The sequence below is a fragment of the Yersinia entomophaga genome (assembly GCF_001656035.1).
In the GTDB taxonomy this organism is placed as follows: Bacteria; Pseudomonadota; Gammaproteobacteria; order Enterobacterales; family Enterobacteriaceae; genus Yersinia; species Yersinia entomophaga.
Genome location: NZ_CP010029.1, coordinates 3,979,132 through 3,994,276 on the forward strand (window position 1 = coordinate 3,979,132; position 15,145 = coordinate 3,994,276).

Sequence of the window (15,145 nt, forward strand, 5' to 3'; positions counted from 1 at the left end):
GCATCCCCAGAAGGGTATTAGCCTATGATACATGCAAGCATTCCAGCAACGGGAAGGGGTATTAAGTGAAAGAACTTCAGGTCATTCAGCCAGATTATGTGGCTAACTTTAGCTGTGTAGGCTCCGCCTGCCGCGACCATTGCTGTAAACGCTGGAGTATTACCCTCGATAAAGAGACTTATCGAAAATATGCGAAAAGCCAGAATGCGGATATCAGACGTATCGCTGTAACCAATATTATTGTTAGTAAGAAAAGTCAGGCAAACTGGGCTTCAATAAAATTGAATGAAGAACAAAACTGCCCTTATTTAGATGAAGAACGTCTGTGTAATGTGCATAAACGTCTGGGAGGGAGGGCATTAAGCGTTACTTGTGCCACCTATCCGCGTATGGAGCACATATATAAGAAGCAAAAATTAAATACGTTAACCATTTCCTGTCCGGAAGCAGCGCGCCAGGTATTGCTGAATCCTAATGCATTAAATATGCAAGCGACGACTATTACTCAAACGGGAAATTTTAAAGCTTCTGATCTGAATATGGAAAATCAGTTGGTTAATCTGTTCTGCGCTAATTTAATTATGCCGGAGCAAAGCCGTATTGAAGAAAATATTTACGCCATCACATCATTCTTGCTGTATTACCAAAAATTAAGTGGTGATGTAGAAAGCAAGTTACCCGCAATGGAAGCTGCCTTTGGTGATTTGGTGAATAAATTACAGAATGGAGATATTGCAGGATATCTTAGTAACATTCCATTTAATCAGGGACTTCAGTGGCAGTTATTAATGCGGTTGCAGAAGTTTACTACTGACGCACCTCACGCGCGCGGCCGCGAAACGTTATTTGCTTATTTGGGACATTTAATCAACCATTTGGTGATCGATTTTGATAATGAGCAGTTGGAAGAACGGATGAAACAGTTGGGTAACATATGGAATGAGCAGGCGATGCCTTTCCTAAAACAGCGTCCTTATCTGCTGCGTAACTATTTCCTATACCGTTTACACCACGACCAGTTTGCAATGAAAGGCGATCAACCTCTGCTAAAAAGCCTGTATCTCCTGGTGGTCGATTATTTCTTTATCAAGTCGTTGATCAGCGCTCATTTGATTAAAATTGGCGATCTGACCGAAGAACATGTCATCGATATTTTCTACTCCTATCACACTTTCCGCCAGCATAGCGCCAAGGCCACCGCCGATTTTATCCATGAAATCGACCAAGTCAAAGTGAACGACGATTTATCTCTTTTGCAACTGCTGGTGTAGTCAAACGTGCTGTGGCGCAGGTTTAAATTGGCCTGTGCCAACTATTTTATGCAGAAATGTTTTGTCACTCCCGAACTAAAAAAGCGCATAAGGCAAATAGCCGCCCTTTTCTATGTCTATTCCGGCGATTGTCTGCGTGACCTGACAGGATAATGGTACGACTCTCTTACCCGTAGGTGCCTGTCATAGTGAGCGATCTATATACCGCCGAAGGCGTGATGGATAAAAATTCCCTCTGGCAACGCTACGTTCCTCTGGTTCGCCACGAGGCACTGCGTTTGCAGGTTCGCCTGCCTGCCAGTGTAGAACTGGATGACCTGCTGCAAGCTGGTGGCATTGGGCTGCTTAACGCCGTCGAACGCTACGATGCGCTACAGGGAACCGCCTTTACCACCTATGCCGTGCAACGTATTCGCGGTGCAATGCTGGATGAGCTGCGTAGCCGCGATTGGGCACCGCGCAGCGTACGCCGCAATGCGCGCGAAGTGGCACAGGCTATGCGTCAGGTTGAACAAAAAGTCGGGCGACCGGCGACGGAACAAGAGGTTGCCCAGATTCTGGATATCAATCTGGATGAATACCGCCAAATCTTATTGGATACCAATAATAGCCAGCTGTTCTCCTACGATGAGTGGCGGGAAGAGCATGGCGAAAGCGTTGAACCCGTATTGGAAGGGCATGATGATGCCAATCCGTTGCAGCACCTGTTGGAAGGGAATCTCCGTCAGCGCGTCATTGAAGCGATCGAGGCATTGCCTGAGCGCGAGAAAATGGTGCTGACGCTGTATTACCAGGAAGAGCTGAACCTGAAGGAAATCGGCGCAGTGCTAGAGGTGGGGGAATCCCGCGTCAGCCAGCTTCATAGCCAGGCGATTAAACGCTTACGTGCCCGCCTGAATAACGACTCTTAATTCACATTCGCTCAATTTTATTTTTTGCTTTAGCCTAATTTATGCAGGTCTTCTTATGTCTGGACTTACCTTAAAGAAAAGGCCGCTGAGCCGCTATCTAAAAGATTATAAACACACCCAAACCCACTGCTCGCACTGTAATAAACAATTGGAACGTATGGCGTTGGTTTTCCGCGGGCAAATTATTAATAAAGAAGCCATTGCCGGAATGGATCAACCGATTGACGATCAGGTCTGGGTTAATTTACAAAATGAGCTGACGGCGCTGTGCCGTTTTTGCAGTGAAATATATTGTAATAGCTCGCCGGGCTATTTTGACATTATGGCATTCAAACAATATTTATTTGAACAAACTGAGATGAGTCACAGTACCGTTAGGGAATATGTGGTGCGTCTGCGTCGTTTAGATGAAATGCTGGTAGCCAGTAATTATCCGGCAGAGAAATTTGCCAGTGAGACCATGCATCAGCGAATTATCGATGATCTGCCAAATGCGGCACATAATAATTATCGCATTGCATTGCGAAAATACGATCAATATTTGGCCTGGCAAAAAAATTACTAAATTTTATTCAGCTATTGATTGACGCCCGACGGTGGAATATTGCCTCGTCGGGCGTTTTGCATTTATATACTCTAATAATCGATTTAGCCTTCACTAAAAGTCAGTGATTAATCATCTGACATCTGATAAATCTATAGAATCGTTCTATTTCATTCCTTTTGGAGGATCTGTGACTCTTCAACAAAAACTGGCGCAATTTCCGCGTCTGGATCTGGTTGGGCATACCACGCCATTAGAAAAACTTTCCCGCTTGTCTGATTATTTGGGTCGTGAAATTTACATCAAACGAGACGATGTCACGCCGGTTGCTCTGGGGGGGAATAAACTGCGCAAACTGGAGTTTTTGGCTGCAGAAGCCTTACAGCAGGGCGCGGATACGCTGGTCACAGCGGGGGCCATTCAATCTAACCACGTTCGGCAAACTGCCGCCGTTGCAGCCAAGCTAGGCTTACATTGCGTGGCACTGCTGGAAAATCCGATGGGAACGCAAGCAGAAAACTATCTGAGCAATGGTAACCGCCTACTATTGGACCTATTTAATGCGGAAGTGGTGATGTGTGACGCTTTGGTCGACCCCAATGCGCAGTTGGCTGAGCTGGCGACTCGATTGGAGGCGCAGGGATTTCGTCCTTATGTGGTGCCGGTGGGTGGCTCTAATGCCTTGGGAGCCTTGGGTTACATTCAGTGCTCGCTGGAGATAGCCGCGCAGTCGCAGGGCAAAGTTAATTTCAGTTCAGTCGTAGTGGCATCCGGTAGTGCAGGAACTCATGCCGGTCTGGCGGTGGGTTTACAACAGTTATTGCCGGAAGTGGAGTTGATTGGTGTGACCGTTTCACGCAAAGCCGAAGAGCAGCGGCCAAAAGTGGCGCAAATTCAGCGAGACCTGGCTCTTTCCCTCGGTATTTCTAGTGTTGCGGATATCAATCTGTGGGATGAATACTTTGGCCCGCAGTACGGTATCCCTAATGATGAAGGCACGGCGGCTGTGCAGTTATTGGCGCAGCAGGAAGGGGTGTTACTGGACCCGGTTTATACCGGTAAAGCCATGGCTGGGCTGATCGACGGGCTGGCACAACAGCGCTTTTGTGATAACGGGCCAATATTATTTATCCATACCGGTGGCGCGCCGGCGTTGTTTGCCTATCATCCTCATATATGAGGATCGATATTATTTATTCCATTTTCAACTATAGTTATCAGGTTATATTCCTTTATTTGATTCCTAAGACTGATAACGTAGCGATATCAAAACGATAAACATGACAATCGGGGTATCTATGGGCTTTTCAATTGTACGTCGTCGAGTGGTTCTGGGCATGATGGCGGTGGCACTGGCAACGGGCTTGAACGTCAAATCCTATGCGGCAGGCGATCTGTTGGATCAGGTTAAGCAACGTGGAACTCTCATTGTCGGGCTGGAAGGAACTTATCCGCCGTTTAGCTTCCAGGGTGAAGACGGCAAGCTGACCGGTTTCGAAGTGGATTTCGCTAATGCATTGGCGGAACACATGGGGGTGAAGGCCAAAATACAGCCTACCAAATGGGACGGTATGCTTGCATCGCTGGAATCTAAACGGATTGATGTCGCTATCAACCAGGTAACTATTTCCGAAGATCGTAAGAAAAAATACGATTTCTCAACGCCTTATACAATTTCCGGTATTCAGGTTCTGGTTAAAAAGGGCAACGAAGGCAAATTCAACAAGCCGGAAGATTTGCAGGGTAAGAAGGTCGGTGTCGGTTTGGGCAGTAACTATGAACAATGGTTGCGAGCCAATCTGAAAGGCGTCGATATTCGTACTTATGATGATGACCCAACTAAATATCAGGATCTGCGTATTGGTCGTACCGATGCCATTCTGGTTGACCGTTTAGCCGCGCTGGATCTGGTGAAGAAAACCGGTGATACCTTGGTTGTTGCGGGTCCGGCTTTTGCTCGTCAGGAGTCTGGCGTAGCGCTGCGGAAAAATAATCCGGAGCTATTGGCGGCGATCAATCAAGCAATTGCTGAAATGCAAAAAGATGGCACTTTGGCGAAAATTTCAGAGAAATATTTTGGTGCGGACGTAACTAAATAATGCAAGAAAGTATTCAACTGGTGCTGGATTCAGCACCATTTTTACTGAAAGGTGCCTGGTTAACCCTCCAGCTTAGTCTGGGGGGAATGTTTCTGGGATTAGCGCTGGGCTTTATGCTGGCTATGATGCGTTTGTCCCATTTTTTACCTTTTTCACTGTTTTCCCGTTTCTACGTTTCAATATTTCGTGGCACGCCGTTGATCGCCCAGTTGTTTATGATTTATTACGGTTTACCGCAATTCAACATTGAACTGGACCCAATGCCGGCTGCATTGCTCGGTTTATCTCTAAATACCGCCGCTTATACCTCGGAAACGCTAAGGGCTGCTATTTCTTCTATTGAGAAAGGGCAGTGGGAAGCCGCGGCCAGTATCGGTATGACGCGCTGGCAGACCCTATATCGGGTGATTCTGCCGCAGGCCGGGCGTACGGCGCTCCCGCCGTTGGGCAACAGCTTTATCGGGCTGGTAAAAGATACTTCCCTAGCGGCAACGATTCAGGTGCCGGAGCTGTTCCGTCAGGCACAGTTAGTGACTTCGCGTACATTGGAAGTCTTTACCATGTATCTGGCCGCGTCGTTGATTTACTGGATGATGGCTACGTTGTTGTCGGCGTTACAGAATCGACTAGAAGCACATGTTAATCGTCAGGATCAGGAGTAACGATGAGTACCATTGAAGTGAAGAAATTGACCAAGCAATTTAACGGTCAACAGGTACTACGTGGCATCGATCTACAGGTAAATACTGGCGAAGTGGTGGCGATTATTGGGCCGAGTGGCTCAGGTAAAACGACCTTGTTGCGTAGCATTAATCTGTTGGAAATTCCTGACTCTGGCACTATTCGCGTTGGTGATATTCAGATTGACGGTTCTAAACCTATTAGTAAGCAGCAAAAACAGGTACGAGCGCTGCGTCAGCAGGTGGGGTTTGTGTTCCAGAACTTCAATTTATTCCCTCATCGTTCCGTGTTGGAAAATATCATTGAAGGGCCGGTGATTGTGAAAGGGGAAAAGCGCGAATCCGCAGAGAAAAGGGCGCGCGAGTTGCTGGCAAAAGTCGGGTTGAGCGGCAAGGAGAATGCCTATCCGCGCCGTCTTTCGGGTGGGCAGCAGCAGCGAGTGGCGATAGCAAGGGCTTTGGCGATGCAGCCTGAAGTGATTTTATTCGATGAGCCGACTTCGGCGTTGGATCCAGAGCTGGTGGGCGAGGTATTAAACACCATTCGAGCTTTAGCGGAAGAACGACGCACTATGGTGATCGTGACTCACGAAATGAGTTTTGCTCGCGATGTGGCTGACAGGGCGATCTTTATGGATCACGGGCAGATCGTCGAGCAGGGGGTAGCGAAGGCGTTGTTTGCAAATCCGCAGCATGAGCGTACCAAGCAGTTTTTAGATAAGTTTCTGAATAATAGATAATGTTTGGGGGCTGGTTTCGAAAGCCCAGCAGTTCACTGTCTCCTCACTTACCGTGGAGGCTTCCGAGCCGGGTTGGCAGTTGCCCAACCCTGCACCCGGGCTTGGCGCGAAAGTGGGGTTCTGCGAACCTCCCTCGGGCGCGCTTCGTCCGGCGAGCCAGCGCTAGATTCGCCTGCGGGCGTTATCAGGATGCCATGCCATCCTGGCCCTGCGGCTCAAGGCGCGCTTTCAACAGCTGACGGCTGTTCACTCTTGGCCTCATCCCTGCTCGGCCCGCTTCCTGATTGCGCCTGTTGAGTGCAAAACCAGTGTTCTTACGAATCACAATTTGCCTTTCGTTTTTGATAGGGCTTTTGACATTGAGTTTGATTTTTCAGAGCACATTTGAGCGGCTGAGACGATGAGTGAGGGAACCCACGCAGCGGGCAGGCGATACGTGCGGAGGCGCGGATTGTTAAGGCTGTGGAGGTGAGATATTCACCAAGATAATATCAATCGAAACCGGATGCGATCTCAAACTAGCTTTAGATGCCGAACCTAAAAAATAAAAAGGCTCCTAAGAGCCTTTCCGTTTATACATAAACCAACCATCAAACTATCAGCCGATAGTCATCAAACTGGCGTTGCCACCGGCCGCGGCGGTATTCACACTGAGGGAATGCTCCACTAACAGACGCTCCAGCAGAATATTGGTTTCACCGCGCGCGAAGCCCTGTACTGACACAATCGCGCCGTCCCGCTGCGCCACTTGCTCGCACAGGGTACGTAGTTGATCGGCATCACCGTGATAAATCACTGCGTCAAATACCGCTTTCTCACTTTGCCAATCCGGCGTCAAGGCCATTCGACTCTGGACGGCAGCAGGCAAGCGACGGAATAATTCCTTCTGAATACCGCTGTCCGGCCATAGTACCTGGCTGCCAACCGACAGCACTGCCGCCAGCTGAATCAAAGCATCTTGCTCATTATCCGCTAGACACAGCACCCGCTCACGCGGCAGCAGCGCATAGGTATTGCGCTCACCGGTTGGCCCCGGTAGCAGGCGAATAGTTCCGCCCTGAGCCAGGTCACTGTAGCGTTCAGCCAGGCTAACGAGATCGTTTCGCTTCTGTTCATTAGCCCAGCTAATCAGTGCGCGATGAGCGGTCAGCAGGGATTCACGTGCGGTGACGTCCTGTGGATGCTCACTGTCCTGACGCGCCAAGGTCGACGTTACCGCGTCTTCCGGACGACTACACAGCAGACGATACAGATACAGCGGCCCGCCAGCTTTCGGCCCCGTGCCGGATAGTCCTTCTCCGCCAAATGGTTGCACCCCAACGACCGCACCGACCATATTACGGTTGACGTAAAGGTTGCCGACTTTAGCGCGATCGGTGACGCGAGCAATGGTTTCATCAATTCGGGTATGAATACCCAGCGTTAAGCCATAACCGGAAGCGTTGATTTGATCCACCAACGCGGTGAGATTCTGGCGCTGGAAACGCACTACGTGCAGTACCGGGCCAAAGACTTCCTTTTGCAACTCGTCAAAGCTTTCCAATTCGATCAGCGTCGGTTTGATAAAGGTGCCGCGCTGCCACTCTTTCTCATCCTGAGTATCCGCCTGCGCGGCCTGATAGACTTTGCGACCTTTGGCACGCATCGCCTGAATATGGCGCTCAATACCGGCTTTGGCCTCTGCATCGATAACCGGGCCGATGTCCGTAGACAGACGCTCAGGATTACCCATACGACATTCCGCCATAGCGCCACGCAGCATTTGCAGCGTGTGCTCAGCCACGTCCTCCTGAATACACAGAATACGCAGGGCAGAGCAGCGTTGGCCCGCGCTGTCGAAGGCGGAAGCAACCACGTCGGTAACCACCTGTTCGGTCAGGGCGGAAGAATCTACGATCATCGCGTTCAAACCGCCGGTTTCTGCAATTAACGGCGTTGGACGACCCTGAGGATCGAGGCGACCGGCAATGCTACGTTGCAGAATGCTGGCAACTTCAGTGGAGCCGGTGAACATCACGCCGCGCACTCGCGCATCATTGACCAGCAAGGCACCAACGCTGTCACCCCGACCCGGCAACAGCTGCAATACACCCTGCGGAATACCGGCTTCCAGTAGAATACGCACCGCCTGAGCAGCGACCAACGGAGTTTGCTCCGCCGGTTTTGCCAGCACGCTGTTACCTGCGGCCAGGGCTGCGGCAACCTGTCCGGTGAAAATGGCCAGAGGGAAGTTCCACGGACTGATACAAACCACCGGACCAAGTGGGCGATGACTGTCATTCGAAAAATCATCCCGAACCATTCCGGCGTAATAATGCAGGAAATCTACCGCTTCGCGTACTTCTGCGATGGCGTTGCTGAAGGTTTTACCGGCTTCGCGCACCAGAATGCCCATCAGGTTTTGCATTTGAGCCTCCATCAACTCGGCGGCGCGTACCAAAATGGCGGCGCGTTCAGTCGGCGGCGTGGCAAACCAGATTGGGCCAGCGGCTGCGGCAGCATCCAATGCGCGGCTGACTTCATCAGTAGTGGCTTCACGGACATAACCCACCACATCACTCGGTTCTGCCGGGTTGATGACCGGTTGTTCTACGCCGCCCTGATCTCGTTCGGCATCAATAATAGGTTCTGCAAGCCAGGCCTGAGTGGCGCTGGTTAATAGTGCGCTGGATAGTGAGGCCAGGCGATGTTCATTGGCCAGATCCAAACCGCTGGAGTTGGCGCGCTCACTTCCGTACAAATCCCGAGGTAATGGAATACGTGGATGAGGCAATCCTAGCTGACCTTCAGCGGCGGCCAGCGCCTCTACAGCGGCAACCGGATCGGCGACTAGCTCATCTAATGGCAGCGTTGCATCGGCAATACGGTTTACAAACGAGGTATTAGCTCCGTTTTCCAGCAGACGACGCACCAGATAAGCCAGCAGCGTTTCGTGGGTGCCTACCGGTGCATAAATGCGGCACGGGCGATTGAGCTTACCATCGGCCACTTTTCCTACCACTTGTTCGTACAGCGGCTCGCCCATGCCGTGCAGGCATTGGAATTCATATTGACCCGGATAATAGTTATTGCCCGCCAAATGATAGATTGCGGACAAAGTATGTGCGTTATGAGTGGCGAACTGAGGATAAATCAGGTTTGGTACAGCCAGCAGTTTACGGGCGCAGGCGAGATAAGATACATCGGTATAAACCTTGCGGGTATACACCGGATAGCCTTCCAGACCCTCCACCTGTGCGCGCTTAATTTCGCTATCCCAGTAAGCGCCTTTCACCAAACGAATCATCAGGCGGCGACGGCTACGCTGCGCCATATCAATCACTGCATCAATGGTGAATGGACAGCGTTTTTGATAAGCCTGAATGACAAAACCGATACCGTTCCAACCGGCTAACTGCGGCTCGAAACACAGTTTTTCCAGCAGATCGAGGGAGATCTCCAGACGATCCGCCTCTTCGGCGTCGATATTGATACCAATATCATACTGACGAGCCTGTAATGTCAGGGACAGTAGGCGAGGGTATAACTCATCCATCACCCGCTCGTATTGAGCGCGACTATAGCGCGGGTGCAGGGCAGAAAGTTTGATGGAAATACCCGGCCCTTCATAAATCCCACGGCCATTAGAGGCTTTGCCGATAGCGTGAATTGCCTGCTGATAGGAAATCAGATAAGCCTGCGCATCGGCTTCGGTCAGCGCCGCTTCACCCAACATATCGTAAGAATAACGGAAACCTTTATCTTCCAACTTGCGGGCGTTGGCCAGCGCTTCGGCGATGGTTTCACCGGTGACAAATTGCTCGCCCATCAGGCGCATCGCCATATCCACGCCTTTGCGGATCAATGGTTCGCCGCCTTTACCGATAATACGGTTCAGAGAGCTGGAGAGTTTAGCTTCATTATGAGTGGAGACCAGACGGCCGGTGAACAGCAAACCCCAGGTTGCCGCGTTAACAAACAGTGACGGGCTGCGGCCCAAATGGGAATGCCAGTTACCGTTGCTAATTTTATCGCGGATCAGCGCATCACGAGTCGGTTTATCCGGAATACGCAGTAGCGCTTCCGCCAGACACATTAGCGCCACCCCTTCCTGAGAAGAAAGAGAGAATTCCTGCAACAGACCTTGCACCATGCCGGCGCGGCCATTGGCACTTTTCTGGTTGCGCAGCTTCTCGGCAATACCGTAGGCCAGTTTGTGGGTCGCATCGGCCAGATCGGCCGGCAAACGCGCCTGTTCCAGCAACATTGGGATGGCTTCGGTTTCCGGGCGGCGATAGGCGGCGGTGATGGCGGCACGGGTGACAGACTGCGGCAGTATATGTTCTGCAAAATCAAGGAATGGTTGGTGGGCTGTTTCCACCGATTGCGGCATAATGTCGTCCTTTTCAGCAGGGGAAGCCGTTGCCAACGCTGGAATTTCTGGCATATCAGCGCCATTTTCCAGGCGTTCCAGATAGTTAAATATGGCCTGCTTAATCAGCCAGTGCGGTGTGCGATCAATTCGTTGTGCTGCCGTTTTAATACGATCGCGTGTCGCCTCATCGAGTTTCACGCCCATTGTTGTGCTGCCCATGCCGTCTGGCTCCTGTCCTAAATTAAGGGAGTTATGTTTTTTATTCGTCACAATATCTAGCATGTTGCAACTTTGTGCAACCATGTTAAATCAGGGCAATTAACGAACTGTGAAATTAGTCGGATTTTTAACATTCTTTCTGGGCGCAGTTATTACTTTGTTTTCATTGGGAGGGGGTTAACATTACTAAATACAGGGTTTCTACGGGTTTTGCTCAGGGTGCAACTCACTTTAGGGTGCAAGGTGAAACCGGGAACTATTGTAAATGTGATGTAGGGTAAATTTTATGTAAATTTTTTGTTGAAAGAGTTGTTGCTAAAGAAGAGAGTCCTCTAGGATAGTCAGCGCGACAAATTAGTTTCGATGATAAATCATCTCAGGTGCAACCTAATGCTACGTTCCGGCATTCGCACTGAACTAGACACCCTGCCATCGCTGGCGAGGTGTTTTTAAACTGATGTATTAATGAAAAACGGAAGTATTAAAACGTATAAAACGCACTATGGAGACGTTGCATGATGATGAACACACCAATGCTGGTGACATTTCTCGTTTATATATTTGGCATGATAATTATTGGCCTTATGGCCTACCGGGCGACGAATAACTTTGACGATTACATTTTAGGTGGACGCAGCTTAGGCAGCGTAGTGACTGCACTTTCTGCCGGTGCCTCTGATATGAGCGGCTGGCTGTTGATGGGGCTACCCGGCGCGATTTTTCTGTCCGGTATTTCCGAAAGCTGGATCGCTATCGGCCTGACTTTGGGTGCCTATCTGAACTGGAAACTGGTGGCCGGCCGTTTGCGCGTGCAAACCGAGGCCAACAATAATGCGTTAACGCTGCCGGATTATTTCACTAGCCGTTTTGAAGATAAAAGCAAACTGCTGCGGGTGATTTCTGCCGTAGTGATTTTGGTGTTCTTCACTATTTACTGTGCGTCCGGGATTGTAGCTGGTGCGCTGTTGTTTGAAAGCACCTTCGGCATGAGTTACAGCACCGCGCTGTGGGCCGGTGCCGCCGCAACCATCGCCTATACCTTTATCGGCGGCTTCCTCGCCGTGAGCTGGACCGATACCGTTCAGGCTACCCTGATGATTTTTGCTCTGATATTGACGCCAATTATTGTCATTCTGGCCGTGGGCGGCATCGATACCTCGATTATGGTGATTAAAGCCAAGGACGCCGCCAATCTGGATATGCTGAAAGGGCTGAATATTGTCGCAATCCTGTCGCTGTTGGGCTGGGGTCTGGGCTACTTTGGTCAACCGCATATTTTGGCTCGTTTTATGGCGGCAGATTCCCATCACACCATCCGTAAGGCACGTCGTATAAGCATGACCTGGATGATTTTGTGTCTGGCGGGCACCATTGCCGTGGGTTTCTTCGGTATTGCTTACTTCCAGCAAAACCCAGAGTTGGCGGGACGTGTTTCCGAAAACGGCGAACGTATCTTTATCGAGTTGGCGATGTTGCTGTTTAATCCGTGGATTGCCGGTATTCTGCTGTCCGCTATTTTGGCTGCGGTCATGAGTACCTTAAGCTGCCAGCTGCTGGTGTGTTCCAGTGCGATTACAGAAGATTTGTATAAAGCCTTCCTGCGTAAAAATGCCAGCCAGAAAGAACTGGTATGGGTTGGCCGTATGATGGTGTTGTTGGTTGCGGTTATCGCTATTGCCATCGCCGCCGATCCGGAAAACAAAGTTCTGGGTCTGGTGAGCAACGCTTGGGCAGGTTTCGGCGCGGCTTTCGGCCCCGTGGTATTGATTTCCGTGATGTGGTCACGCATGACTCGTAACGGTGCGCTGGCCGGGATGCTGGTTGGCGCAGGAACAGTGATTATCTGGAATAAGTTCGCGTGGTTCGGGTTATACGAAATCATTCCGGGCTTTATTTTCGCCAGTATCGCCATTGTGGTTGTCAGCCTGTTAGGCCGTGAACCCTCGAAAATTGTGACCGATCGTTTCCATAAAGCCGAAGCAGAATTCAAAACCATTTAAGCCTTTCGATTCGCTCACTGTCCGTTCAGGCAGGCAGTGAGCGCCTTCCTTATTTATCTAACCTCCATGACACAATATTTCCCCAACCAGTCCGCTCTTATAAATTCGTATCCCTGAAATAATCAGACATATTTATTGGCAACAATCCGAACGAGTTCCTTGAATTTCCCGATGGCAGAATGATAATCACTATCGTTTTAAGTTTTACTTTTTTTATCGCTGGATTGATAATCAATATCGCTAGTGAGTTTTACCTTTCTTTACTTAAATTGACGTTACCCACCATCAGGGGTGTTAAGCATGTTTGTCCCATTTCTTATTATGTTTCGCGAAGGTCTTGAAGCCGCGCTGATTGTCAGCCTGATTGCCAGCTACCTGAAACGCACCCAACGCGGTCAATGGATGGGAGCCGTCTGGGCCGGCGTTATTGTTGCTGTAGCGCTCTGTCTTGGGTTGGGTATCTTTATTAATGAAACCACCGGTGAATTCCCGCAGAAACAGCAAGAACTGTTTGAAGGTATAGTGGCGGCGGTTGCCGTTTGCATATTGACCTATATGGTGTTCTGGATGCGCAAGGTATCCAAATCGGTCAAGGTTCATTTGGAAGGAGCTATCGATCACGCCCTAAACTCGGGTCGTCGTCAGGGCTGGGCGCTGGTGGCAATGGTATTTTTTGCCGTGGCGCGTGAAGGTCTGGAATCGGTATTCTTTTTATTAGCTGCTTTCCAGCAGGACGTCGGCATTGGTGCACCTATTGGCGCTATTTTAGGGTTAACCTGCGCCATTATTGTCGGTATGGCAATTTACTGGGGCGGCGTGAAATTGCATCTGGCCAAATTCTTTAAATGGACCAGTCTATTTATCCTCTTTGTTGCCGCCGGTTTGGCTGCCGGAGCCATTCGCGCATTCCATGAAGCGGGACTTTGGAACCATTTTCAAGATATCGCCTTCGATCTGACTAATGTGCTGTCAACGCATAGCCTACTGGGTACCTTCCTGGAAGGTATATTGGGCTATCAGGAAGCGCCGAGCGTCAGTGAAGTTGCCGTTTACTTTATCTATCTGATCCCAGCATTGATTTTCTTTTTCCTACCGCAGCGCGAACTGGCCGCATCCGGTGCTCGATCTGCGAATAAAACCAACCATTAATCTTATTTTTAGGTCAGGGAGTCATGACATGTCTAATCGGTTCTTCCGTCGTACCGCACTGCACGCCGCGCTGTTGGCGTTGCCCGCTTTCGCTATCAGCGCCGGCGCGCAGGCTGCTGATGCTAAAGTTCCGCAAATAAAAATTACTGTTAATGATAAACAGTGTGAGCCAATGGCGCTGACCATTCCGGCGGGAAAAACTCAGTTTGTGGTACACAATGCCAGCCAAAAAGGGCTGGAGTGGGAAATTCTGAAAGGCGTGATGGTTGTTGAAGAACGTGAAAACATCGCACCGGGCTTTACGCAAAAAATGACGGCTAATCTGGAACCGGGTGAATACGACATGACCTGCGGGCTGCTGAGTAATCCGAAAGGCAAACTGACCGTCACCGCCACCGAAGGTGCAGTAGCGACTAAACCTGACGCTATGGCGTTAGTCGGGCCGATTGCGGAATACAAAGTGTATGTCACACAAGAAGTTAATCAGTTGGTGATTCAAACTAAAGCCTTTACCGATGCAGTGAAAAAAGGTGATTTAGCGCTGGCACGCCAGCTGTATGCCCCAACTCGTCAGCACTACGAGCGGATTGAACCTATTGCCGAGTTGTTCTCCGATCTGGACGGCAGCATTGACGCTCGCGAAGATGATTTCGAGCAGAAAGCCGCCGATCCTAACTTCACCGGTTTCCATCGTCTGGAAAAAATCCTGTTCGGGGATAACACCACCAAAGGGGCGGATAAATTTGCCGAGCGTTTGTATCAGGACACATTAGAGCTGCAAAAACGTATTAAAGATCTGACATTTGCGCCGGGTAAAGTGGCGGGCGGCGCGGCAGGGCTGATTGAAGAAATCGCGGCCAGCAAAATTAGCGGTGAAGAAGATCGCTATAGCCGCACCGATTTGTGGGATTTCCAGGCAAACGTAGACGGTGCTCAGAAGATAGTGAATTTACTGCGTCCATTGCTGGAGAAAGCCGATAAACCACTATTGCAAAAAATTGATGCCAATTTCAAAACCGTTGATACATTGCTGGCTAAATATCGAACCAAAGACGGCTTCGAATCCTATGAAAAACTGACTGACGCTGACCGTAATGCTATGAAAGGCCCTATTACCGCATTGGCGGAAGATTTGGCACAGCTGCGCGGCGTGTTGGGTCTGGATTGAGGTTGTTAAC

General features: G+C 50.0%; 11 protein-coding genes. 10 read left to right on the forward strand and 1 reads right to left on the reverse strand.

Annotated elements, in window-relative coordinates; genetic code table 11:
• The first annotated feature begins 65 nt into the window (after nucleotides 1-65).
• The 7 genes from fliB (at nucleotide 66) to tcyN (ending at nucleotide 6,245) form a co-directional block, all read left to right on the forward strand.
• The gene (gene fliB / locus PL78_RS17815) at nucleotides 66-1,271 is read left to right on the forward strand and encodes a flagellin lysine-N-methylase (RefSeq protein ID WP_064517677.1); all 1,206 of its coding nucleotides are present in this window, start codon (nucleotides 66-68) and stop codon (nucleotides 1,269-1,271) included.
• A 188-nt stretch (nucleotides 1,272-1,459) separates the two neighbouring features.
• Nucleotides 1,460-2,182: an RNA polymerase sigma factor FliA gene (locus PL78_RS17820; RefSeq protein ID WP_049597537.1), complete on the forward strand. Its 723-nt coding sequence runs from the start codon at nucleotides 1,460-1,462 to the stop codon at nucleotides 2,180-2,182.
• Between the two features lie 55 nt (nucleotides 2,183-2,237).
• Nucleotides 2,238-2,747, forward strand: coding sequence for a flagella biosynthesis regulatory protein FliZ (gene fliZ / locus PL78_RS17825; RefSeq protein WP_049597538.1), 510 nt, complete (start codon nucleotides 2,238-2,240; stop codon nucleotides 2,745-2,747).
• Between the two features lie 169 nt (nucleotides 2,748-2,916).
• Nucleotides 2,917-3,906, forward strand: a complete 990-nt coding sequence (locus PL78_RS17830; protein WP_064517679.1) for a D-cysteine desulfhydrase — start codon at nucleotides 2,917-2,919, stop codon at nucleotides 3,904-3,906.
• A 118-nt stretch (nucleotides 3,907-4,024) separates the two neighbouring features.
• Nucleotides 4,025-4,825 carry a cystine ABC transporter substrate-binding protein gene (tcyJ, locus tag PL78_RS17835; protein WP_064517681.1) on the forward strand — a complete coding sequence of 267 codons (801 nt, stop codon included), beginning with the start codon at nucleotides 4,025-4,027 and terminating at the stop codon, nucleotides 4,823-4,825.
• Nucleotides 4,825-5,487, forward strand: a complete 663-nt coding sequence (gene tcyL / locus PL78_RS17840) for a cystine ABC transporter permease (protein ID WP_064517683.1) — start codon at nucleotides 4,825-4,827, stop codon at nucleotides 5,485-5,487. The genes tcyJ and tcyL overlap by 1 nt, the downstream gene beginning before the upstream one ends.
• Nucleotides 5,488-5,489: 2 nt before the next feature.
• On the forward strand, nucleotides 5,490-6,245 hold the full coding sequence (gene tcyN / locus PL78_RS17845; protein ID WP_064517685.1) for an L-cystine ABC transporter ATP-binding protein TcyN: 756 nt from the start codon (nucleotides 5,490-5,492) through the stop codon (nucleotides 6,243-6,245).
• Nucleotides 6,246-6,843: 598 nt separating this feature from the next.
• Here tcyN and putA read toward each other — a convergent pair.
• Nucleotides 6,844-10,818, reverse strand: coding sequence for a trifunctional transcriptional regulator/proline dehydrogenase/L-glutamate gamma-semialdehyde dehydrogenase (gene putA, locus PL78_RS17850; protein WP_064517689.1), 3,975 nt, complete (start codon nucleotides 10,816-10,818; stop codon nucleotides 6,844-6,846).
• A 515-nt stretch (nucleotides 10,819-11,333) separates the two neighbouring features.
• Here putA and putP point away from each other — a divergent pair.
• The 3 genes from putP (at nucleotide 11,334) to efeO (ending at nucleotide 15,135) form a co-directional block, all read left to right on the forward strand.
• On the forward strand, nucleotides 11,334-12,818 hold the full coding sequence (gene putP / locus PL78_RS17855) for a sodium/proline symporter PutP (RefSeq protein WP_064517691.1): 1,485 nt from the start codon (nucleotides 11,334-11,336) through the stop codon (nucleotides 12,816-12,818).
• Nucleotides 12,819-13,118: 300 nt separating this feature from the next.
• A complete protein-coding gene (efeU, locus tag PL78_RS17860; protein WP_064517693.1) occupies nucleotides 13,119-13,967 on the forward strand; it encodes an iron uptake transporter permease EfeU in 849 nt (282 codons plus the stop codon).
• Nucleotides 13,968-13,995: 28 nt separating this feature from the next.
• Nucleotides 13,996-15,135 (forward strand): iron uptake system protein EfeO, encoded by a 1,140-nt coding sequence (gene efeO / locus PL78_RS17865; RefSeq protein WP_064517695.1) that lies wholly within the window; start codon nucleotides 13,996-13,998, stop codon nucleotides 15,133-15,135.
• Nucleotides 15,136-15,145 lie beyond the last annotated feature (10 nt).